Annotated in this window: 18 protein-coding genes and 1 riboswitch; of the genes, 2 read left to right on the top strand and 16 right to left on the bottom strand. The window is 40.6% G+C overall.

Annotated features, from left to right (window positions below; genetic code table 11):
- Positions 1 to 248: 248 nt before the first annotated feature.
- The 6 genes from AC4QJR_RS05040 to AC4QJR_RS05015 form a co-directional block, all read right to left on the bottom strand.
- Positions 249 to 998: a C39 family peptidase gene (locus tag AC4QJR_RS05040; protein WP_496525513.1), complete on the bottom strand. Its 750-nt coding sequence runs from the start codon at positions 996 to 998 to the stop codon at positions 249 to 251.
- A 181-nt stretch (positions 999 to 1,179) separates the two neighbouring features.
- Positions 1,180 to 1,626 carry a threonine/serine exporter family protein gene (locus AC4QJR_RS05035; protein WP_098575749.1) on the bottom strand — a complete coding sequence of 149 codons (447 nt, stop codon included), beginning with the start codon at positions 1,624 to 1,626 and terminating at the stop codon, positions 1,180 to 1,182.
- 17 nt (positions 1,627 to 1,643) lie between these two features.
- Positions 1,644 to 2,405 carry a threonine/serine exporter family protein gene (locus AC4QJR_RS05030; protein ID WP_098575750.1) on the bottom strand — a complete coding sequence of 254 codons (762 nt, stop codon included), beginning with the start codon at positions 2,403 to 2,405 and terminating at the stop codon, positions 1,644 to 1,646.
- A 171-nt stretch (positions 2,406 to 2,576) separates the two neighbouring features.
- Positions 2,577 to 3,581, bottom strand: a complete 1,005-nt coding sequence (locus AC4QJR_RS05025; protein ID WP_098575756.1) for an ABC transporter permease — start codon at positions 3,579 to 3,581, stop codon at positions 2,577 to 2,579.
- Between the two features lies 1 nt (position 3,582).
- Positions 3,583 to 5,085: a sugar ABC transporter ATP-binding protein gene (locus AC4QJR_RS05020; protein WP_496525512.1), complete on the bottom strand. Its 1,503-nt coding sequence runs from the start codon at positions 5,083 to 5,085 to the stop codon at positions 3,583 to 3,585.
- 74 nt (positions 5,086 to 5,159) lie between these two features.
- The gene (locus AC4QJR_RS05015; protein ID WP_496525511.1) at positions 5,160 to 6,269 is read right to left on the bottom strand and encodes a sugar ABC transporter substrate-binding protein; all 1,110 of its coding nucleotides are present in this window, start codon (positions 6,267 to 6,269) and stop codon (positions 5,160 to 5,162) included.
- Positions 6,270 to 6,490: 221 nt separating this feature from the next.
- Positions 6,491 to 6,598: riboswitch (SAM riboswitch) on the bottom strand.
- A gap of 234 nt (positions 6,599 to 6,832) precedes the next feature.
- On the opposite strand from AC4QJR_RS05015, the gene AC4QJR_RS05010 reads away from it, so the two are divergent.
- Positions 6,833 to 8,047 carry an MFS transporter gene (locus tag AC4QJR_RS05010; protein WP_496525510.1) on the top strand — a complete coding sequence of 405 codons (1,215 nt, stop codon included), beginning with the start codon at positions 6,833 to 6,835 and terminating at the stop codon, positions 8,045 to 8,047.
- Between the two features lie 40 nt (positions 8,048 to 8,087).
- Here AC4QJR_RS05010 and AC4QJR_RS05005 read toward each other — a convergent pair whose 3' ends face one another.
- Both AC4QJR_RS05005 and yfkAB read right to left on the bottom strand, forming a co-directional pair.
- The gene (locus AC4QJR_RS05005) at positions 8,088 to 9,002 is read right to left on the bottom strand and encodes a ketopantoate reductase family protein (protein ID WP_251459300.1); all 915 of its coding nucleotides are present in this window, start codon (positions 9,000 to 9,002) and stop codon (positions 8,088 to 8,090) included.
- Between the two features lie 139 nt (positions 9,003 to 9,141).
- Complete coding sequence (gene yfkAB / locus AC4QJR_RS05000) at positions 9,142 to 10,254, bottom strand: radical SAM/CxCxxxxC motif protein YfkAB (protein ID WP_496525509.1); 1,113 nt, start codon at positions 10,252 to 10,254, stop codon at positions 9,142 to 9,144.
- A 214-nt stretch (positions 10,255 to 10,468) separates the two neighbouring features.
- Between yfkAB and AC4QJR_RS04995 the strand changes: the two genes are divergently transcribed.
- Positions 10,469 to 11,269: a formate/nitrite transporter family protein gene (locus AC4QJR_RS04995; RefSeq protein ID WP_098575763.1), complete on the top strand. Its 801-nt coding sequence runs from the start codon at positions 10,469 to 10,471 to the stop codon at positions 11,267 to 11,269.
- Between the two features lie 179 nt (positions 11,270 to 11,448).
- Here the strand turns inward: AC4QJR_RS04995 and recQ are convergent, their stop codons facing one another.
- The 8 genes from recQ to AC4QJR_RS04955 all read right to left on the bottom strand — a co-directional run bounded on the left by recQ (position 11,449) and on the right by AC4QJR_RS04955 (position 22,789).
- A complete protein-coding gene (gene recQ / locus AC4QJR_RS04990) occupies positions 11,449 to 13,581 on the bottom strand; it encodes a DNA helicase RecQ (protein ID WP_496525508.1) in 2,133 nt (710 codons plus the stop codon).
- A gap of 120 nt (positions 13,582 to 13,701) precedes the next feature.
- On the bottom strand, positions 13,702 to 13,899 hold the full coding sequence (locus AC4QJR_RS04985; protein WP_496525507.1) for a hypothetical protein: 198 nt from the start codon (positions 13,897 to 13,899) through the stop codon (positions 13,702 to 13,704).
- Between the two features lie 126 nt (positions 13,900 to 14,025).
- Positions 14,026 to 15,120, bottom strand: a complete 1,095-nt coding sequence (locus tag AC4QJR_RS04980; protein ID WP_496525506.1) for a CaiB/BaiF CoA transferase family protein — start codon at positions 15,118 to 15,120, stop codon at positions 14,026 to 14,028.
- 15 nt (positions 15,121 to 15,135) lie between these two features.
- Positions 15,136 to 16,710 carry a fatty acid--CoA ligase gene (locus AC4QJR_RS04975; RefSeq protein ID WP_496525505.1) on the bottom strand — a complete coding sequence of 525 codons (1,575 nt, stop codon included), beginning with the start codon at positions 16,708 to 16,710 and terminating at the stop codon, positions 15,136 to 15,138.
- 117 nt (positions 16,711 to 16,827) lie between these two features.
- Positions 16,828 to 17,985, bottom strand: a complete 1,158-nt coding sequence (locus AC4QJR_RS04970; RefSeq protein ID WP_496525504.1) for a thiolase family protein — start codon at positions 17,983 to 17,985, stop codon at positions 16,828 to 16,830.
- A 14-nt stretch (positions 17,986 to 17,999) separates the two neighbouring features.
- Entirely contained in the window at positions 18,000 to 19,145 is a 1,146-nt protein-coding gene (locus tag AC4QJR_RS04965; protein ID WP_496525503.1) for an acyl-CoA dehydrogenase family protein, read from the bottom strand.
- Positions 19,146 to 19,344: 199 nt separating this feature from the next.
- Positions 19,345 to 20,868: a long-chain-fatty-acid--CoA ligase gene (locus AC4QJR_RS04960; protein WP_496525502.1), complete on the bottom strand. Its 1,524-nt coding sequence runs from the start codon at positions 20,866 to 20,868 to the stop codon at positions 19,345 to 19,347.
- Positions 20,869 to 21,043: 175 nt separating this feature from the next.
- Positions 21,044 to 22,789 carry a sigma 54-interacting transcriptional regulator gene (locus AC4QJR_RS04955; protein WP_496525501.1) on the bottom strand — a complete coding sequence of 582 codons (1,746 nt, stop codon included), beginning with the start codon at positions 22,787 to 22,789 and terminating at the stop codon, positions 21,044 to 21,046.
- Positions 22,790 to 22,795: the final 6 nt, after the last annotated feature.

Here is a 22,795-nt window from a genome sequence, read left to right as displayed (position 1 = left end):
GGGCTTACGTCGTTTAGGTATAAAACCTTCAGGTGGAAAAATAACCGCGGCAAACTTGTTTTTATAAACAATGATTATTATATAAGTTTTTACTTGCGATGTTGACAACATGAAGTGCAACCAATCACAAGTTACGATAAGAATTCTTTAATGAATTCAACAAAGAAGGCAGAGGGATATTCATTCCTCTGCCTTCGACCATTTTAATAAAAAGTCCATGAAAAAAGACCTAATTCCAGATCAGGCCCTTATTTTTTGATAACAATCGCTTGTTTCCCCATTTGCTCCCAAGCTTTTATAAAACTCGTTCGATTTAATTTCTGATTTTTTTCCCCATACGGATTGTTAATATAGATATAGTTTTCATCGTAACCGGTAATGACAACACTATGCTCACTAAAAGTAATATTGATTTTTCCCTGCGGAGTATTCCATGCTTGAAAAACTGACACAGGCGCAAAGCTTGATGTCGTGATAATCCAGACAGGAAGTCCTTGACCTACTTCTTCTAAAACTTCATCAAATGAATGATTTGTTAAATTAACTGCCCGATTACCGACGTATTTTTGTGCCAGTTCGAATACAGGACCATTATAAACCCCAAGTCCTGGCCCATTCGCCATATCGCCTACAAACCCTGCATTCGGATTTCCCTTTTTCCCGTTACTATAAGTTAATGGGACAGTTGTAACCTTGTTAGCTAATTCATTTTTTGTCACTTTTATTCCATGATAGTTAAAAATCATCGCCAGGCTGGTTATTTCACAGCCATTGTAGAGTTTGGGTGCGTCCATTTGATTGATTAACGGCACATCCAGTTTGATACTATCAGGCACTTTCGGAGCCTCTTTGGCAAAGAGTGCTAGTGTCCTCGTTTTTAATGATGCAGCCTGGGTAACTTGTGCTATTGCTGGACGGTCAAACTTTACCTTAAATATCGTTATGCCACTAATCACTATGATGCAGACAACGATCAAAGAAATTACAATTTTTTTCATAAATGAATGTACCATTCCTTGTATTAGTCTTTGCTGGTGATTCTTGTAATATACTATTATATTACCTACTAAAATAGTTCAACGCAAGAAAGGAAAACATTTTCCAATTTATGATATCCATTGAATCTTAATTTTTTCTTAAATAAAATCCCCTTTAGTTTATTACTAAAAGGGAATTTTATTAGGCTTTCACCCTATGCTGTCTAAATTTTTTCGTTATTTGATTAATTACCTCAGAGAAAACTAATCCGAAGGCGATTGCCCCTGCAAGCATGAAAACTTTTGCAGCCAATGTAATCGCTGAGTAATAATCATTCTCCACAAAATTCCGCATCGCATCATAGGCCAGACCTCCAGGTACGAGCGGAATAATTCCAGCTACACTAAAAATGATTACTGGCGTTTTATAAAACTTTGCTAATTCCTGACTGAGTACAGCTATAAAAATAGTCGCAGCTAATGTAGCTAAAATGGCGTTATCTGAGTAGTCTTCTAGAAGAAAATAAATTAACCATCCACCCATTCCGATCAGCCCGCACTTGATTAGTGATTCCTTCGGGGCATTAAAAAGAATCCCAAAGGCGCCTGTTGCAATAAAACTGGTGATTGCTTGTGCAAGAACAGCCATGGTAAATTCACCTCACTTCACAAAAAAGATAATACGACGGCAATCCCTGCTCCAATAGCAAACGCGGTCAGAAATGCTTCCGCACCCTTTGATAACCCCGAAACTAGATGACCCGCCATTAAATCTCGGATGGCATTGGTAACTAGGAGACCTGGAACTAATGACATCACAGAGCCGATAATGATTTTATCTAATTGTTGACCAACTCCCAATTGGACAAACAAAAAAGAAAGTAAGCCAATCACAAACGATGCTAAAAACTCCGAGAAGAACTTGATCGGGACAAATCGATGAAAATTGACGAAACTAAGGTAACCCATTCCTCCTGAAATCATCGAAGGAATAAAATCATTCCACCCGCCTTCAAACATGATCATAAAACAACCGCTTGCTAATGAGGCGGCAGCCACTTGAATCATAAATGGAAAGGTTACATTGAGAGAATCAACTTCCCTTAACTGCTCCCAAGCTTCTTTCAAATTGATTTCACCACTGCTAATTCTTCTTGATATGCTATTTACTATCGAGACTTTTTTTAAGTCTGTTGACCGCTCAGAGATTCGAATCAACTTGGTTTTCGTCGGTTCAGCCCCCTCTGCTGAAAAAATGATTCCCGTTGGGGTTACATAACTATGCGTATGTTCAATACCAAAGGCAGCCGCCATTCGCATCATAGTATCCTCGACACGATAAGTTTCGGCGCCGCTTTGGAGCATGATTTTCCCCGCCAGTAAACAGACCTCCATAATTTCATATGTTTGTTCTATCTGATTTCCCATTTCCACCACACACACTTTTACATTTTTACTTAGTTTAAATGAAAATAATCGTTTAATCAAAATCTATTGGATATTAGTCCATTGCCGCTTTTGGATTTTATTTGCCACTAACCCGGGTTTTTCAAAAAACAAACCTATCCACCAAGTGAACAGGTCTCAAACTTTTCTCTCTTATTTTTGCTTATAATAAGTAATCGCTAGTGCAAAGGCCAAGACGGTTCCTTTTACAATGTCCATCGCATAATACGGGACCGACATCATGACGAGTCCATTTTGCAGGATTCCAATCAGGACTGCTCCTACAAATGTTCCAAACGCATTGGCCTTCCCAGCTCCTAAGACAGAAAAGCCGATATATGCGGCAGCCACTGAGTCCATTAAGTAAGGAGCACCAGAGTTGATTTCTGATGTCAACACCCTTGAGGCCAGTACAATCCCGCCAATAGCCGCAAACAAAGCCGAAAGTAAATACGCAGCCACTTTATATTTATTGACTGGAATCCCTGATAATCTGGCCGCTTCTTTATTTCCACCAATCACATACATATAGCGGCCATGCTTTGTATAATTCAAAAAGATATGCACAAGAATCACAGTAACAGCCATAATAATGATAATCCATGGAACTTCGCCGATTTTTGTAAAAAATGGACTGATTAGACCTGCCGCCATCGAACCATCAGGCATAACCATATTTTGTGAAACAGTTGCTCCTTTTGTATAGGTCAGTGCCGTCCCTTGGATGATGAACATAGTTGCCAGCGTCATCAGCATGTCTGGAACTCTTAACTTCACAATCATAAATGAGTTTAATGCACCTACAACTAAGGATGCCGCAATTGCAGATATGATTGCTACCAGTGTGTTTTGCGAAAACCAAACAAACATCGAAATAACAATCGCATTTGATAAGGAGGCGACCGATCCTACTGATAAATCAAAACCATCGACTGACAAAGAAATTGTAATCCCGATGGCGATGATCGTTACAATCGAGATGGAACGCAGGATATTGATTATATTGCTGCCTTGAATAAAGGTAGGATTGGCAGCCGAAAAGATAATAATAAGTGCAAGAATCGTAATAATCGTTCCATACTTATATAAAAATTGAAATATCTCAAATACTTTTTTGGCAGGGGCTTCCTGCTTCTTTGCTGCGATATTTGCTTCCATTCTATCTGCCCCCTGTTGAATAAAATAATAATTCTTCTTCGTTAGTTAGACTTGTTTCAACTTCCTTAACAGACCTGCCATTATATAAAACATAGACTCGATCGGTAATCCCAATAATCTCTGAAAGTTCGGATGAAGCATAAATAATCGCTTTGCCTCGATGGGCCAACTCATTAATTAACTCAAAGATATCCTTCTTTGCTCCCACATCGACACCTTTAGTGGGTTCATCAAAAATATATACATCAGCTTCCGCTACAAGCCATTTTCCAATCGCTACTTTCTGCTGGTTTCCTCCAGAAAGGTTCTGCACTTTTGTTTCTTCTGATGGTGTTTTAATCCCGAGACGGCGGACCAAGTGCTTAGCGGTCTCTTTTTCCTTTTTTCGATTTAAAAAGCTAAACACCCTTGTGAAATCCCCTAAATTGGCTGCCGTTAAATTGGTTTCAACAGATTCCAATACAAGTATTCCTTCTTTTCTCCGTTCTTCCGGAACTAGAGCAATTCCCTTCTTGACTGCATCATAAGGGCTTTTTAATTTTACTGTGTGCCCATTAAGTATAATCGCTCCTGCCGTTAGCTTCTCGGAACCAAATAACGCTTTGCATAATTCTGTTTTTCCAGCACCTACCAGGCCCGCAATGCCAATGATTTCTCCCGCTTTTACATGAATATGCAAATCCTTTATTTTTCCATGGTCAGATAAGCCTTTTACTTCTAGGATCGTGTTTCCAATCTGATTGTTCTTAACTGGGAACTGTTCATCCAATTTTTGTCCCAACATATACTCCACCACTTTATCAGAGGTGGTATCTACAATCTTCTTTTTTGCAACCAATTCACCGTTCCTCATGACGGTCACTTCATCACAGATTTCAAAAATCTCTGGCAAGCGATGGGAAATAAAGATCACACCAACATCTTTTTCCTTTAAATCTCGAACAATCCTAAATAATTCGGTCGTTTCGGTATGACTCAAGGGTGCAGTGGGTTCATCTAGGATGAGAAACTTACATTGATTTGAAACAGCCCTTGCGATTAATATCATTTGTTTTTCCGCTAGTGATAACTCACTGACAAGAGTCTGCGTTGAAAGGGAAATATTCATACTCGCTAATATTTCCGCTGCTTTTTGATGAAGGTTCTTCCATTTCATCCATTGCTTTTTCCCCATGTTGTGGACGGTATCGAGCAGTAAAATATTTTCAGCAACTGTTAAATAAGGAATGAGTGCAGTATCTACCTCTTGATAAACGATTTGTATTCCCGCGTCCTGTGCATTTTTCGGAGAACGAATCTTTAGATCTCGCCCATCTAATTGGACCTCACCAGTATAGTGGTCATATGCACCGGAGAGAACCTTCATTAATGTTGATTTCCCTGCGCCATTTGCTCCAATCAAGGCTTGGATTTCTCCAGTTTTCATTGAAAAATCAACTTGATTCAGTGCCTTCACTCCCGGAAATTCTATCGAGATGTTCTTCATCTCCAATGTTGCGCTCATTAAATTCCACCTCCGTAAGCAAACACTCTCTTCATCTATTGAAAAAGAGAGTGTGTCTAGTTGTTAACCGAGAATTATTTATAATGGTTCTTTAAAGTCTTAATCCAATCCTCTTCAAATGCAGTCGATTGCCCCCAGCCTGGGATAATTTTTGCAAGGTTTACCATGTTTACAGGATCTTTAGACTTTTGAAGGGTATCTTGTGAAACTAGTGATGCTTCTAAGTCAAAGGTCTGAGGTGTTTCTTCACCTGCAAGTTTCTTCGCAAGGATTCTCATATCCACAGCACCAATTAGTTTAGGATCGACCGCTGCTGTACTGGTCCATGCACTGCCTTTTCTTTGTATTTCTTGAAGATCCGCATTCGAAACATCAATTCCATAGATTTTTACCTCTTCACGGCCAGCTTCTTTCAGCGCACGCGCTGCACCAATTGCGAAAGCATCCCACGTAGCAAAAATGGCATCCAGTTTTCCTTTAGGATATTTATTTAACATCGCTGCAACCGCATTCTGCGTTTGAACACTAGTATCTGCAGCTGCTACACCAAAGCGTTCCACTTCTTTAATTCCAGGGTTTTTTGAAAGCACATCTTGATAAACCTTGTTACGTCTAACCATTGCAGGAAAACCGTCAACCCATAGGTAAGCAATATTCGCTTTGCCATTTGTATTCTTTACGAGTTGGTCGAGGGCTAATGTTGCTAACGCTTCATCATCCTGGGAAGTAAGTGTCACTCCGTCGACATTCGCTATATTTGGATTGGAGTCAAATGTAACAACACTTTTTCCTTTTTCAGCTATCTTTTTTACATCATTAACAGTCGCCTCATCATCACCATGAGAAATAATAAATCCATCATAATCTTGGTTTAACGCTTGATTAATGGCATCATGGAACTTAGCTGTGTCACCATTTGCTGTAAACACGTCTACTTTAAACCCTAGGGCTTCTCCCTCTTCTTTTGCACCGGCTAAGAATTGAGCAGTATGATCGTCTCCGCCAATTTTACGAATAACCTTAATTTTCAGTTGGTCCCCATTCGTGAATTTTTCTGGTACACCTTCAAGTGTAACTTTTTTGCCGCTAGCTTGTTTGGTTTCTTCCCCTGATGCACAGCCAGTAAGTAAAAGTGTGGCTGCCAATGCTGATACAAGCGTACTTTTAAAGATATTTCTTTTCATGTTAAAAACTCCCCCTGTTTGATTCTTATTAATATTCCATTACTCCTATTGGAGAAGTTGGTTTTTATTAAAATAAAGGCTGTGTTAACTTGTCTGTTGATTTCCGTTCCAGGCACGAAGGTCAAAATAGTGCTAAAAATCAACATTAACCTTTAACACAGCCAAAATAAAAAACCTCTCCAGAAAAGAGAGGTTTCATCACAAGTTAAGGGACTACTCCTCTCTTATCTTTCAAAACAAAAAATTGTTTTGCAGGATTTAGCACCAATTCCAATTGGAACGGTTGCTGGGCGTCATCGGGCCAGTCCCTCTGCCACTCTTGATAAGAGAACGTAATATTCTGTTAAGTAATAAATTAGATTTTAGTCCCCTATTAACAAGTTGTCAATAGTGTTTTGAATATTTCTAATAAAGTTATTTTTCTCTATCTGGCAAGGTCACTGAATATTAGCTATGACTTTTCCCAACTTTATTGATAGGATAACCCTTTAAAATTATCAGAAATTTCGGTATGATAATATTTAGAAAACCGAAATATATTTCAGAAAGAAGTGTTATTTTTAATGACTCACCAGAAACGTGCAAAACGTAATTTAATCATCATGTGGTTTGCGAACTTCTTTGTCGCTGGAAGTATGACGATGGTTATGCCGTTTATCTCGTTGTACATTGAGACATTTGGAGACTTCTCGGAAAAATATGTCCAACATTGGTCTGGAATCACATTTGGAATTACGTTTGTTTCCGCCTTCGCCTTCTCGCCGATTTGGGGTCGAATTGGCGATCGTTATGGACGAAAAAAAATCCTTATAATATCCGGTTTAGGGATGGGATTATCCATTTTTCTCATGGGGTATGTCCATTCTGTTTGGCAGCTATTGCTCCTCCGTTTTTGCATGGGGTTCTTTTCGGGATTTATTCCGATGTCGCAGGCATTTATTTCAACGCAAACACCACAGGATATCGCTGGGCGCGTGCTTGGAACCTTACAAACAGGCAGTATTACAGGATCCCTATTAGGACCTATGCTGGGTGGAATCCTTGCAGATTCACTTGGCTATTCTACCACCTTTAAATGGACGTCCATTTCTATTTTCATTTCTGCCCTGCTTGTCATCACCACAAAGGAATTTATGATTGAAGCCAAAAAAGGAACAAAAGCCCATTATTCAAGCAGAGAAGTGGTTAGACATATTGTCCGCAATCCAGTTTTATTAACCGTGCTGCTCATCTCTTCCCTTGTCCAGGTCGCGCATTTCAGCATCCAGCCAATTTTATCATTATTCGTTAGCGACCTACATGGACCGGCAAATGTTGCCTTTTATTCAGGAATTGCCTTTTCTGCTGCCGGACTTGGCAATTTATTAATGTCACGAAATTGGGGAAAGATTGCCGATAAGTATGGTTATATTAAAATCTTAATCATTCTTCTTTTCCTAGCAGGGATCGTCTACCTGCCAGGTGCAGCGGTCACTAATTTTTGGCAGCTGGTTATCATCCGCATTGCTCTTGGAGTCACAATTGGTGGAATCATTCCTGTCAGAGTTGCCTACATTCGCCAAGAGGCACCGCTTACCATGCAAGGGGAAGTTCTCGGCTACAATACGAGTTTAAGGTTTCTAGGAAATATTATCGGACCTATGCTGGGTGGATTTATCTCCGGATACTTTGGATTCTCGGCCGTTTTTATCTGCACTAGTGCATTATTAATCCTAAGTGGAATCATCTTGTTTGTCTCCATGCATCGTCATCCGAACCTAGTTAAACACACCATTTAAAACTATAGCTACAAAAGGCCCGTATAAAGGGCCTTTTTTGTTACAACATGCGCTCATAAACTTTTAAATTAGCATAGATTGCTTCTAATACAGGAACAACAATTCCTTTGTTACGAGCAATTTCTAGTAAATGTCCTTGCAAATGATCGGCCTCAACCAAGAGGTTTTTTTCCATGTCTCTCTGCATGGAAGATTTCATTTGATAGCCCAAATTGTCAATCTGTTTCAATTGAATGGTTTCAATTTCATCAGCAATTGGCGCATTTATTCTTTTCATGATAGACACTAACTCTTTTAGCAGCTGGGAAATGACAGTACGTCCATTTTCATTATCCCGAATAGGACCAATTGGCGCTCTCATTAATGTCGTAATTCCCGACATCGTCGAGATAAATAAATATTTATGCCATAGCTCTTGATTAATATTAACGCTTAACCTAATGTCTGCTTTCGTTCCAGAAAAGCAATCTTCTATTTTTAATATTCGCTCGGATCTTTCTCCAGATCGTTCACCATACAATAACCTATGTGCTTGACTTGACTGAATAACACGTCCATCACGGTCCAATGTGGATTCAATAAAACACAAACCACCAATGATTTTCTCTTCACCAAACTCTTCTGCTAATTTATTAAAATGAACAATTCCATTTAACAATGGCAGTATGAGTGTTTCACTGCCAACGTATTGACGGAAACTATCTATCGCTCCCTCCAAATGATAGGCTTTTGTTGAAAGCAGGATGACATCAAAGGGTCCGGCTACTTCACCTGTTGTAATTGTTTTCGGCTGAAGGGTTACGTTACCATGAATGCTTTCAATTACAAGTCCCATTTCTTCTAGTTGCTTCTTTCTTCCTTCTCGAACTAGAAACGTAACATCCTCACCCTTTTCTAATAGCCTTCCACCAAAATACCCTCCTACTGCACCAGCACCAACTACTAAAATTTTCATGAAAATCCCCCCAAATGCAAATATCAATAAATTTAGTATAAGGGAAATTTTAATGGAATAAAATTACTTTTAATAGATTTATCAATGAAAAAAAAAGAACCGTAAAGGCAAATGACTTTACAATTCTTTTTTTAGTTTCTTATATTTTATTTTTTTGAATGGTGAAGTCTACCTCTTGATAATAACTATTCTTCACCAAAATATTGGGACCAAGACATTTGACCGCTGGGCAATGACAACTTAATTCCTTGGCTAAAGAGGATTCTTGCCATACTTGATAAGCATTTAATAGATTCGTAGTTTGGATATTGCCTAATGGCGGGGTATCACCGAAATCTGTCACAATAATATCACCGTTAAAAATATTCACATTCAATCGCGAACGACCATCCGGGTCATTTCTGACGGTAACATTTTTACTTTTATACAAACGTTGTAAAAGAGCTTGATCCTCTTGAATATCGCTGCAAGCATAAAATGGAAGCGTCCCAAACAACATCCAGACCTTCTCATCTCTTACATCCAGTAAGTGATGTATTGCTTCTCGAATTTCACTTAGTGATAAGGTTTCAAGATTGCTAGCAAAGTCACTTGGGTACATAGGATGAATTTCATGTCGCTGACAAAGCATTTCATCGACAATCTGACGATGGATTTTCTCTAAGTAAGGTAGTGTCCGCTTGTTTAGCATTGTTTCTGCAGAAACCATTACCCCTGCTTTTACCAGCTCTCGGCTATTTTCTATCATTCTTTTAAAATATTTTTCCCGTTGTTCGTATTCTGGCTTCCGTTCCATTCGGGCAAAACCACCCTCAACAAAATCATCCACCGTCCCCCAGTTATGTGAGATATGTAAAACATCTAAATACGGAACAATTAATTCATAACGGTCTAGTTCCAGTGTCAAATTGGAATTAATCTGGGTCCGAACGCCGCGCTCATGAGCATATTTTAAAATCGGTACCACATAATTTTTAACAGAGGATAAGGACAGCATCGGTTCCCCTCCGGTAATACTAAGCGAGCGTAATGTTGGGATTTCATCTAACCTTTGAATTAATAGTTCAAGAGGAAGTGCCTGTGGATCCTTAGTTTGAAGTGTATAGCCCACAGCACAATGCTCACAGCGCATATTACAAAGCGTTGTGGTGGTAAATTCGATATTGGTAAGCTGAGGCTTACCGTATTGCTCCATATCTAAATAGGCTTCCCATGGATCATATGAAGGGGTAATTTTTTTCAATGTCGACATAATATCTCCTTAAAATCAGTCTTCAAAAAACCTCTCTATTATAGCTGATTTCCGGATGTTTTTGCTATTTTCAACCATTACAAAAGTTTATGAATAAAAAAATATAATTATTCTAAGCTTGTTTGATGAAAAATTTCCCTATAAATACATAACTCCCCCCTTTTCGATAAAAAATAAACGGATATTATTTAATCGGATTGGTGGGAATATCAATATGGAAATGCAGCCTTTAGGAGAAGCAGAGAAACTTGCCCTTAAAAAGATGAAAATCTTTCGGCAAAGCATACTTCGCTATATTTTACGTGCGATGCTTGCAAGTATGTTTATTGGTTTTGGTGTCATTGTAGCCTTTAAAACAGGAAACTTCTTCTATATTGTTGATAACCCTCTCGCTTATCCGATGGCAGCACTAACCTTTGGGGCAGCGATCATTTTAATTGCCTATGGCGGTGGAGATTTGTTTACAGGAAATACCTTTTATTACACCTATGCCGCGCTTCGTAAGAAGATGAACTGGACAGATGTCTTTAAGCTTTGGTTTTGCAGTTACGGAGGAAATATTCTTGGAGCTGCCGTGTTTGCTTTCATTATTTTTACAACAGGACTTTATGAAAGTTCAGAAGTTAACGGCTTTTTACTTCATGTTGTCGAGATAAAAATGCAGGTCCCAACGACGGAGTTATTTTTTCGGGCAATTCTCTGTAATTGGCTTGTCTGTATGGCCTTCTTTCTGCCTATGGGCTTGAAGGGGGATGGACCGAAGATGTTTACGATGATGCTGTTTGTCTTTTGTTTCTTTATTTCTGGATATGAACACAGCATCGCTAATATGTGTACGTTTGCAATTGCCTTAGTTTTAAATCATCCTGGAACTATTTCTTGGGGCGGTGTCATCCACAATTTAGTACCTGTCACGATTGGAAATATGATTGGAGGCGCTGTTTTTATGGCCATGATGTACTATTATGCAAACAAGCCATTTTTAGATGATTACGACAAAGAACAGGGCAGCTAAGCTTCAATAAGCCCTGTTCGCTTTATTTTAAGATGGATATCGACAAATTCCCGGGGAAATATCAACAAGATCAGAGAGTAATCGACAACTATTATGAATATTCTAAAAATAAAAATAATTGTAATCCAGCACATTTAAAAAGCACACATCAGGTGAAATTCATTGATGTGTGCCTTTTCTTATTTCTTTTTGCTAATAAAATATACATAGGCTTTAATCATAAAATAACTTACTTCCTCTGGAAGCAGGTCCTTGATCGGTTTTAAGCGTTCTCGGCCGGCTTCTGCCAATGCCTTTTCCAAAAGCGGCATATATTCGGGAGGTATATACTTCGTAAAATCAACCTCTAAACCATGTTGTGCACTTTGAAGCAGGTGATTTTCTACCGTGCTTACCGCTAAATCACGCTTCTCGGCAATCTCCTCAATTGATAAATTTTCCTGATGCAGTTTTAATGTTTCCAAATGCGAATCAGTTACCCCAGTTTTCTTGGCAGGTTTCTTTGGGGCTTTTTCAACATGTGCCAATTCACTCTGATAGTCTGAATTGGTTTCGGAGAAGGACCGGATCGCTTGAATAAATTCTAGACCATATTTTTTTAACTTCAGTTCCCCTACGCCGCTCACCTGTAAAAATTCTTCCGTCGTTTTTGGCAGCCTCGCACACATATCCTTTAAGGAAGCATCAGAAAAAATCACGAACGGCGGTACTTTCTCAGTTTCCGCAATTTGCTTCCGTACCTCTCTTAATACCTCAAATAATGGGTCATCTTTGGCTACCTGTTTCACTTGAACAGTTTCGCGGCGATGGACCTGCTGCTTACCTAAGAGGATATCTTTTCCTTTTGGTGAGACGAACAAGGTTGGAAATTGCCCTTGTTCGATTGCTATTAACTCCTGTGATATCAAAAATTCAATGAAGTCACTGACATCCTTTGAGCTTCTATCCTTCATGATTCCATAGGTTGGCAGCCTGTCGAAATTCATCTCAGTTACCTTTTTATTTTTCGACCCCGTTAATACTTGGGCCGTGATTGTCTTTCCAAAACGCTGCCCCATACGAATCACGCAGGACATCACCATTTGTGCTTCCTTCGTTACATCGATGCTTGTCCTAGTATCTAGGCAGTTTCCGCATCTGCCGCAAGGCTCTGTCTCTGTTTCACCAAAGTACTTTAAAATAAATTCCTGCAGGCAGTTTTCTGTATGGCAATAATCAACCATTAGCTGAAGTTTTTCTAATTCTTGAGTCATTCGTCTTCGATCACTGGACTGATCAATCAAAAAACGTTGTATTTGCACATCTTGTGAGGAATGGAGAAGAATACATTCGCTCTTCAATCCATCCCTGCCGGCACGGCCTGCTTCTTGATAATAACTCTCCATGTTTTTGGGCTGCTGGAAGTGGATCACATAGCGGATATTGGATTTGTCGATCCCCATACCAAATGCAGAGGTCGCAACCATCACCGTTGCATCATCTGCTAAGAAACGTTCCTGCTCCCGGTTCCGCTCCACATCACCCATCCCAGCATGATAACGTGCAGCTTTTATATTCGCTTTTATAAGTCGTTCATAGAGTTGATCGACATTCTTGCGGGTGGCTGCATAGATAATGCCTGCTTCTTTATCATTCCTTTTTAGATAGTCTTTAATAAACTTATCCCGATCTTGACCCTTAATAACCGTAAAAGATAAATTTTCCCGCTCAAATCCTGTAATAATCGTATTCTCTTCATTAATGCCTAATAAATCGCAAATATCTTCTCGAACCTTTGGTGTGGCTGTAGCAGTAAGAGCTAATACTATGGGTCTTTGTGGAAGGCTATTAATTAACTCTTGAATATGGCGGTAGCTTGGACGGAAATCATGGCCCCATTGCGAGATACAGTGGGCCTCGTCCACTGCAACCAATGGTATATCCATGCTGTATAGGTCTTCAAGGAAATCATGTGATTCCAATCGTTCAGGTGCGAGATATAATAGCTTGTATCTTCCTTGAACGGCTTCTTGCATGCGCTTATTTGCTTCTCCGTAACTTAAAGAGCTATTGATAAATGTCGCGGGAATACCAACTTGAATGAGGGCATCTACCTGGTCCTTCATTAAAGAAATTAGTGGGGAAATAACAATCGTGGTACCCGGTAAAACAAGTGCAGGAATCTGATAACAAATGGATTTCCCACCACCGGTTGGCATGACAGTAATTGTATTATTGCCAGATAAAACGGACCGAATGGCCTGCTCTTGGCCTGTCCTAAAGGAGCTATAACCGAAGTGGGACTCTAGTAAGGGCAGTGCTTTTTCAAACAAACTTGTTCCTCCTTTCATTTATTAATCTAACTCTATTATACTGCTAGCGATTCGATTTTCAAAAAGCAATTATCCATAAAAATAACGCTTAGGTTTCTAAGCGCATTTTTTATGGTTGGTTTATTTTTCAGTCTTACCCTCTTTTATGGCATCTATCAATAAATCCAACTTCTCATTTCTTTGTTGGTCTAATTTAGTTTTTTCATTCATGAACCTTATTGTTCGGATAATGAAATAAATACTAAAGCCCAGAATAGCTAAATACAATAAAATTGGAATTATAGCAAACAGTCCAAAAAAATTCGTACCTTCCATCACGTAAATCTCCCCCTACTAATTATATTTATACCATTATTATACATTTCTATTTTTATATTGTATTGACTATTACCACTATTAACAAGAAAGACTGCCAAAATTCCCCTTGGCAGTCAATTTTTATTTTTAAATTAAGATATTCCTCAAGATTTCGTCCTTATGTTCGTTCTTTTGCGGAGGCGGGGCAATGGATTCCTGCTCTAGGTCACTGTGCATCTTTACCTGATAGTCTCCCCAGGATGAAGCAAAGACGAGTTCTTTTTCTTGGAAGTAGGGGTTAGTGCTTAATTCCCCTATTTCAAGAACAGGGGTCATGCAGCAGTCGACCTTTTGGGAGAATTCAATCCACTCATAGAAGGTTTTCCTTTTAAATAGCTGAGTGAGTTCCTGAAAAACAGGGTTACCATCTTCTGCGGCAGAAAAATGTTCTCCAATCCATTCTTCACGACCATGGGCCCGGCAAAAATTAGACCAAAACTTTGGTTCGAGCGCGCCAATGCTCATAAACCTCTCATCACTTGTTTCATATAATGCATAAGAAACAATGCTTCCGTTAAGAACATTAATGCCTGTTTCTGCCCCAGTTTCTTTTTCAACCATCACATGGTTCCCTAATAACGACACAAGTTGGTCTGTAATAGAGATAGAATGATAGCTTCCTTTTCCGGTTAAAGTTCTCGAAACAAGTCCGGCTAAAATCCGTTCATTGGCAGCATAACCGCCTAAATAATCTCCTAAAGTGATCGATGGATGGACAGGTTTGCCGGCTTTGTCCTTGAACTGGGACAATACTCCACTTAACGCCATATAATTGATGTCATGATTACCCAGTTTACTTAATAACCCTCTCTGTCCATAGCCAGATATCGAGCAGTAGATAATATCCGGCTTTACTTTTTGAACCGCCTCATATCCTAAACCAAGCTTCTCCATTACCCCTGGTCTGAAGCTTTCGATGACGACATCGGCTTGAGAGATTAATTTACAAGCGGTGTCGTATCCCTCTTTTTCCTTTAAGTTTAGGATGATACTTTTCTTCTGACGGTTGTTAGCTAGAAAAACGAAGCCGTCCCGCTGTTTTGGAATCCCTGTATGCCGTGCAGGATCCCCTTCGGGCGGCTCCACTTTAATGATATCTGCACCCAGTTCAGCAAGACGTAATGTGGCGAAAGGACCTGGCAAGTAGTTCGTAAAATCAATAACTTTAATACCTTTTAACATAGTAAGGACCCTCTTTTACGAATTTGTAGTGCCTGGAGTATAAAGCTCCTCCAATTGTTTTCTTAAAACGAATTTCATTATCTTACCACTGGCATTTCTTTGCAAAGCCTCACAAAATACATATTTTCGCGGACGTTTATAATTCGCGAGCTGGTCTGAGTTTTTGCAGTATTCATCCAGTTCCTGCTCCGTAACCTTTGGATCTTTTTTGACAACAAACGCCGTAACCGTCTCGCCCCAGCGGTCATTCGGCTGGCCAACAATTGCCACATCCAGGACACCAGTGTGGGCATGTAAAACGTCCTCCACTTCCCTTGGATAAATATTTTCACCGCCGCTTATAATCATGTCATCGACACGGTCATTGACATAAAGATACCCCTCGTCATCAAGATAACCGATATCTCCGGAATGGTACCATCCTTTATACAATGCTTTCTCCGTCGCTTCTTCCTTGTTAAAATACCCCGCCATCATACATGGTCCTTGCACAATAATCTCACCGGTTTCACCGACTGGTACAACATCATCAGGATCGGATGGACCGTCTTCTCTTGTTCGAACTACCCGAATATCATGGCTTAAAGCTGCTTGCCCTGCTGAACCTGCTTTCCTCAGTTGATCAGTCTCCGATAGGAAGGTGATAGCGGGGCCCATTTCAGTCATTCCATAGGCCTGAATCAATGAGATTCCTAGATTGTCATGGAGCGCATGAACAAGTGCTGGTGCCATGGGTGCTGCACCATATAATCCAAGCTGGAGACTGGACAGGTCATACTGACTTAGGTCCTCTTGAAGGAGCATATTCCACATGGTTGGTGCTGCAAAGAATTTTGTGATTTTTTCTCTTTCAATTAATGGAAGGATTGCTTTTGGATTGAATTGATGCAGAATGACATTGCTTGCTCCTGCATGAATCCTTGGCAGAAAGGCACAATGTAGTTCAGCACAGTGGAACATCGGTGCAGTAACAAGACCTACATCTTCTGCTCTAAGTTTGCATGATGCAATACAGAATACACTTTGATCGACCATATTACGGTGGGTATGCATGACTCCTTTTGGCCTTCCCGTTGTCCCGCTCGTATAAATAAAGGCATAAAGATCGGTTTCTTTCACGTCCGCATGAATGTCTTCGGATGAAGAGGCGGCCAGTTTTTCCTGGTAGCTTTGTGCGTACTTTGGTGCTTGTTCATCAATAAACCAAAAGGAGGTTTTCTCAAAGCGATTGGCAATCGCTGATATGACAGGCTCTAAGGCCTTTTCAAAAATAACGGCCTTTGGAGTAGCATCTGAAAGAATATAGGCAACTTCTTCTGACGGTAAGCGGAAATTAATCGGATTGAAGATAGCACCGATTTTTGCACAAGCGAAAAAAGCTGTCCCTAATTCTTCGGTATTAAACATGAAGGTAGAGACACGGTCGCCTTTTTGCACCCCTTCTTTTAAGAGGGCATTCGCGAGTCGATTCACCTGCTCGCTCCATTCCCTATACGTATAGCGGACATTTTTCCTAACATCGTAAATAGCTTGTTTGTTCGGATACTTTTTCACCGTCAAATCAAAGATTTTACCAATCGTTGTCGTCATTGAATTGCCTCCGTTACCGAATTTATTTTGGTTTTTCAGCTATTTTACTGGTCAATCGGCGAATTTTCCTCTCCAATCGGCGAATTCCCCTGTTCTATCAGCGAATCTGCATAATGCTTAAACTAAACGCTCAATAATCGTGGCATTGGCCATCCCATGACCTTCACACATAGTTTGCAATCCGTAGCGCCCGCCAGTTCGCTCCAATTCATGCATCATCGTCACCATTAGACGTGCACCGCTACCTCCTAATGGATGTCCGAGGGCTATCGCACCGCCATTGGGATTTAGTTTCGCAGGGTCTGCACCTGTCTCTTTCAGCCAAGCAAGTGGAACAGGGGCGAAAGCTTCATTAACTTCAAACACATCAATATCATCAATGGATAAGCCGGACTTTTCTAGTGCCTTTTGTGTAGCTGGAATCGGTCCTGTCAGCATCAAAGTGGGATCTGAACCGACCACCACGCGTGTGTGAACACGAAAGCGCGGTTTCAATCCAAGTTCGTCTGCTTTCTCACGGGACATGAGCAGGACCGCCGCTGCCCCGTCACTTATTTGGCTTGAATTACCGGCATGAATCACGCCATCTTCTTTAAAAGAGGTACGAAGTCCAGCCAATGCCTCTAAAGATGTTCCTTTTCTCGGACCAGAATCATCCTTGATAACGGTGGAGGTTCCATCTGGAAGCTTTACCTCAATCGGGAAAATCTCCCTTGAAAAATGCCCTTCTTCCTGTGCCTTTAGTGCTTTTTGATGGCTTTCGAGGGAAAATCGATCAAGTACCTCACGGGTAAACCCATATTTTTCTGATATCCGCTCGGCTGATAGTCCTTGATGGATCATTTCATACTTCGACCTTAAATTAGGACTAAAAGGCTCCTCAGCCCCTTTGTAGTTGGAACCCATTGGAACACGCGACATGCTTTCCACACCCCCGGCTATTACCACGTCCATATCACCGGCCAAGATTGCTTGTGCAGCAAAATGTACGGCCTGTTGACTTGAGCCACATTGGCGGTCAATGGTTGTTCCCGGGACTTCAATCGGGAAGCCGGCGATTAACGCAGCCACTCTGGCAATGTCACCTGCTTGCTCACCCGCTTGGGTCACACATCCCCAAATGACATCATCTACAAGAGCCGGGTCGATCCCCGCTCGATTAACTAGTTCCTTTAACGTTAACCCGGATAAATCATCCGGACGGATATCTTTTAGGACGCCATTTCTTCTTCCAACTGGTGTACGGACACCTTCCACAATTACTACTTCACGCATCTTAATCTTCCTCTCTATAATCCTAGATTTTTGGCAATAATGGTTTTCATTATTTCGTTAGTTCCAGCGTAAATGCTAGAAACGGGTATATCACGGAATCTTCTCGCAATCTCGTATTCTTCCATATATCCATAACCGCCATGAAGCTGCATGCATTCTGCGGCAACTCTTTTTGCGGTTTCGGTTAGTTTCCATTTAGCCATTGAGACTTTGGTAACAACGTTTTTCCCTCCAATATGCTCTGCTATTAACTGATCCAAAAAGGCTCTGCCCATTTCAATTTCTGTAGCCATTTCCACAATTTTAAATTGGGTGTTTTGGAATTGGCTGACCGGTTTTCCAAACGCTTCCCTGCTTTTTACATAGTCAATCGTCATTTTCAGCATTACTTCCGACGCCGTTTGCGCTCCAATCGCGACAAGGAGTCTTTCCTGTTGGAGTTTTTCCATTAAATAAAGAAATCCTTTGCCTTCCTCTCCGAGAAGGTTTTCCTTCGGGACACGGCAATCTTCAAAGATTAATTCCGCTGTATCCTGGGAATGGAGGCCGACTTTGTTTAACTTTCTCCCTCGTGAAAATCCGGGTGCACCTCTTTCAATGACGAGGAGACTAACCCCTTTATGCATTGGCACTGCATTTAGGTCCGTTTTAACGGCGACAACAATTAGATCAGATTGGATTCCATTGGTAATGAACGTCTTTTGGCCATTCACAATATAATGGTCACCGTCAAGTTTGGCCGTTGTTTTGATGTTTGCTAGATCAGAGCCTGTGCCTGGTTCCGTCATGGCAATCGCGGTAATGACTTCACCTGTCACACATTTCGGGAGCCAGCGCTGCTTTTGTTCTTCTGTCCCATAAGAAGTAATGTAGGGGACGACAATATCATTATGGAGTCCTATTCCAACTAACCCTGATCCCACCCGTTCCAGCTCTTCATTAATGACCACCGCGAATCCCCAGTCGACCTCACTGCCGCCGTACTTTTCATCGATATCAGGGCAAAGAAACCCCTGTTCGCCCATCTTCTTCCAGAAAGAGCGCGGAATCATCCGGTCCTCCTCCCACTTCTGATACATGGGATATGCTTCTTTGTCCAAAAACTTTCGCAATGACTTACGAAATATTTCATGATCTTCATTTAAGTAGGGATGTTTCATATAAAAATACCTCTCTTTCCGATTGATAGCGTTTACATTTTTATAAAAAGTACTCCGGGTTTTTTGAGGAAATTACAATATTTTTACGTAAACTTAGACTTTTTTACATAATTATGCTTTATTAGACGTAAACTCGGGGTTATTTTACAAATCACGGATGAATTTATACAATAATTGGAATAATTTTCCTCTTATACCTCTAAATCGTTACATTTCTCATCCTCTCACGCAGTTGATATTTTAGGACTTTCCCAGACGCGTTCCGCGGCAGCTCCTTTTCGATAAAGATCCGCCTAGGAACCTTATAGCCTGCTAATTTTTGACGGCAGAAACTCTTTAATTCCAGTTCATCAATTTCTGTACCTTCCTTCGGAACAATAATGGCACAGACTGCCTCCCCCCATACCTCATCAGGCAAGCCTATAATGGCAGCGTCGAGGACATTTGGATGTTCAAAAAGAACCGATTCCACTTCAACAGAGTATACATTTTCACCACCTGAGATAATCATGTCTTTTTTACGATCGACTAACGTGATATACCCTTCTTCATCAATCGTCGCTAAGTCTCCGGTATAGAGCCAGCCATTTTTCAACGTACTCTTCGTTTCCTCCGTTTTTTTATAATACTCCTTCATCACCATGTCACTGCGAACGATAAATTCGCCAATCACTCCAGGCAATACATCCTTGCCTTCTTCATTGATAACCCTTGTTTCTGTTAAGAAAATGGGTTTCCCACCTTTACCAAGATGGAGTTTGTGACCTTCCGGATCGAGGAGAATTCCGCCTGGACCCGCCTCTGTCAAGCCGCACAAGTTATAAAACTGCTCGGTTTTAAAGAGTTGAATACTCTTTTTGACCAGTTCCGGTGCCATTGGCGCGGCCCCGTAGCCGACTCTCTTTATAGAAGATAAATCATAATCCGCTGCATTGGGTACTTGAAGAAGAAAATTATACATAGCTGGAACGGCAAAAAGGTGGGTGATTTTATGTTCTTGAATCGCTTGGAGTGTTTTGACTGGATGAAAATCTCGATGGATAATATGTGTGGCACCAAGTGCTACACCTGAAATAAGAAATAGGTTTAATTGGGCTGAGTGAAAAAGTGGAGCGAGATGGAGAATTCGTTCATGTTGCCTAATCCCCATGTTGATAACGACAGCAATTCCTACTTTAAAAATTTGACTATGATCAAACAGGGCACCTTTCGGACGTCCTGTTGTCCCCGAAGTGTACAAGATTTCTAAATCGTCTTGCTCAGAAACTTCCACATCCGGTTCCATGTCGTTTTCCGATAAAATTCCTTGATAAGAATAGTTGCCTGTTATTTCTGGTTCCCCGACCGTAATGACTAACCGCACATCCGTGTCTTGTTTTGCCGCCGCAATGATAGGTTCGAACTCCTTATCACACACAACTAAAGACGTATCGGATTGGTCTAAAATGTATTGAACCTCAGAAGCAGTGAGGCGGAAGTTAATCGGGACGGCAATGGCACCAATTTTTGCAGCAGCAAAAAAGGTAAATACAAAGTGATCCGAATTCTTCATCATCAATGCTAGTTTATCTCCTTTATTGACCCCCTGCTTCAATAGGCCGTTAGCAAGTTGATTTACTTCCTCATTAAATTGGCGATATGTATAACTTCGCCCCTCACATTCAATCGCTAGTAATTCAGGGAACTTGCGGGCATTTTGGGCTAGTAAGCTTCCGATATTCATAAATGAATCCCCCTTTTAAATGACTACTCTAGTATTTATGCAATATTTATGCCAATATACTAGAAATCATGTTGTAGTTCTGTAGTCCTGAACAAGCGTCAAATTCCCATAACGAGATGGGTATCTTCCAAACACAGTGGACAATTTACCGTCCATTTTCTGGACACTCTTCTTCCTATGTTGGCAGTTTATATTTTTTTATTTTTTCATATAAACCAGATCGGCTAATTCCTAGTAATCTGGCGGCTTGAACCTTATTTCCTTGGACCTGGACGAGTGCCATTTTAATTGCTTCAAGTTCAGCGTTTTCAACTAATGATATATTTTGAGAAGGATCTATCATAGAGACCTGCTTCACTAAATAATCAGGAAGATCCTCTAGCATGATTTTCCCATTTTCAGCAAAGGTCATAGCCCGTTCCATCACGTTCCGTAGTTCGCGAACATTTCCTGGCCACGGATAACTTAGCATTGCTTCTCTTGCCCTGTAATCCATTCCCGTAATGCTGGTGCCTAAAATTTGATTTAATTCAATCATAAACCGCTCAATTAAATGATCTGTATCATACAGTCGATCGCGAAGTGGCGGGACAAATAATGAAATGACATTGAGACGATAATATAAATCCTCTCGAAACAGGCCCTCTTTGACCATTTCTTCCAGGTTCCGATTGGTGGCAGCAATGATACGGACATCCACTTGAATTCTTACCGTTCCACCAACCCGATAGAATTCACGTTCTTGAAGCACGCGGAGCAGTTTGGCTTGTAATGAGAGAGACATATCGCCAACCTCATCAAGAAATAAGGTTCCCCCATTAGCCAAATCAAACTTTCCAAGTTTGCCTTTTTGCCTTGCACCTGTAAAGGCACCTTGGTCATAACCAAAAAACTCCGATTCTAACAATTCTTCTGGAATTGCTGCACAATTTACGACAATAAACTTTCCTGTACTTCTTGCACTACTATTATGAATCGCTTGTGCAAACAACTCTTTACCCGTGCCACTTTCTCCACGAATAAGAATAGTAGACCTGCCCTTTGCTGCTTTGGCCGCACTTTTCTTCAGCTTTTCCATATAGGGATCAACTGTTAAAAGGTGCTCCCAGGTATATCTAGCAGACTCCGACTTTTGAAATTGCTGATGGTAAAAGCTCGCCTTATTTTCCGCTTTCTGTAGCTTTTTAAATAATTCACTGACCTCTTTTAATTGTCTGAATACTATTTTCCCAATCGCTCCTATGACTTTTCCATCCTCTAAGATAGGTATTCGATGGACCATATATTTAATGCCATTAACCTCTAGAAATCCACTGACTTCAGCTGTTTCAGTTTGATAGACATTGTCGAGATGAAGTGCCGGCAATACTTTGGCAACTGATTTGTAGAGAACGGATTCAAGTTTAAGATTAAATAATTCGAGTAGAGGAGGACTGACCATCTGGATGTTTTTCTTTTCATCCGTCATGACAATTCCGTCGTAAGCATGGTCTAAAGCAGTTTCTAATGTCCTTTTTAAGGTTTTTACTGTGTTTAATTCTTGTGAGGTTTGCAGCAGGGACATGACCATATCTGTTTTTGTGAGGATTCCTACAACATGGTTCTGATGATCCACAACTACTCCGGTGCCCACCTGGCTGTTTTTTACGATTTTTTCGATACTTTCATAGGGAGTGTCAATTGGCAGTGTTTCAACTTGTTCTTTAATATAAGTTTTGATAGGGGTGGATAGGGGCACCTCTTCTAGAACCATTTGAAATAATCCGCTTCGCGTAAAGACGCCAGCTAGTTTTCCATTCGTGTCTATAACTGGAAGCAAGTTCCACTTCTTGTTATTCATTAAACGGATAGCTTCACATAGTGTTGTATCCTCGGTAACCATGCAGTCGACAGACGTAATCAACTCGTTAAATTGGACCATGTCATC

The sequence above is a fragment of the Neobacillus sp. BP17 genome, assembly GCF_059579525.1.
Note: the sequence above shows the minus strand (reverse complement) of the source record. Positions and strands in the feature narration are given on the sequence as shown.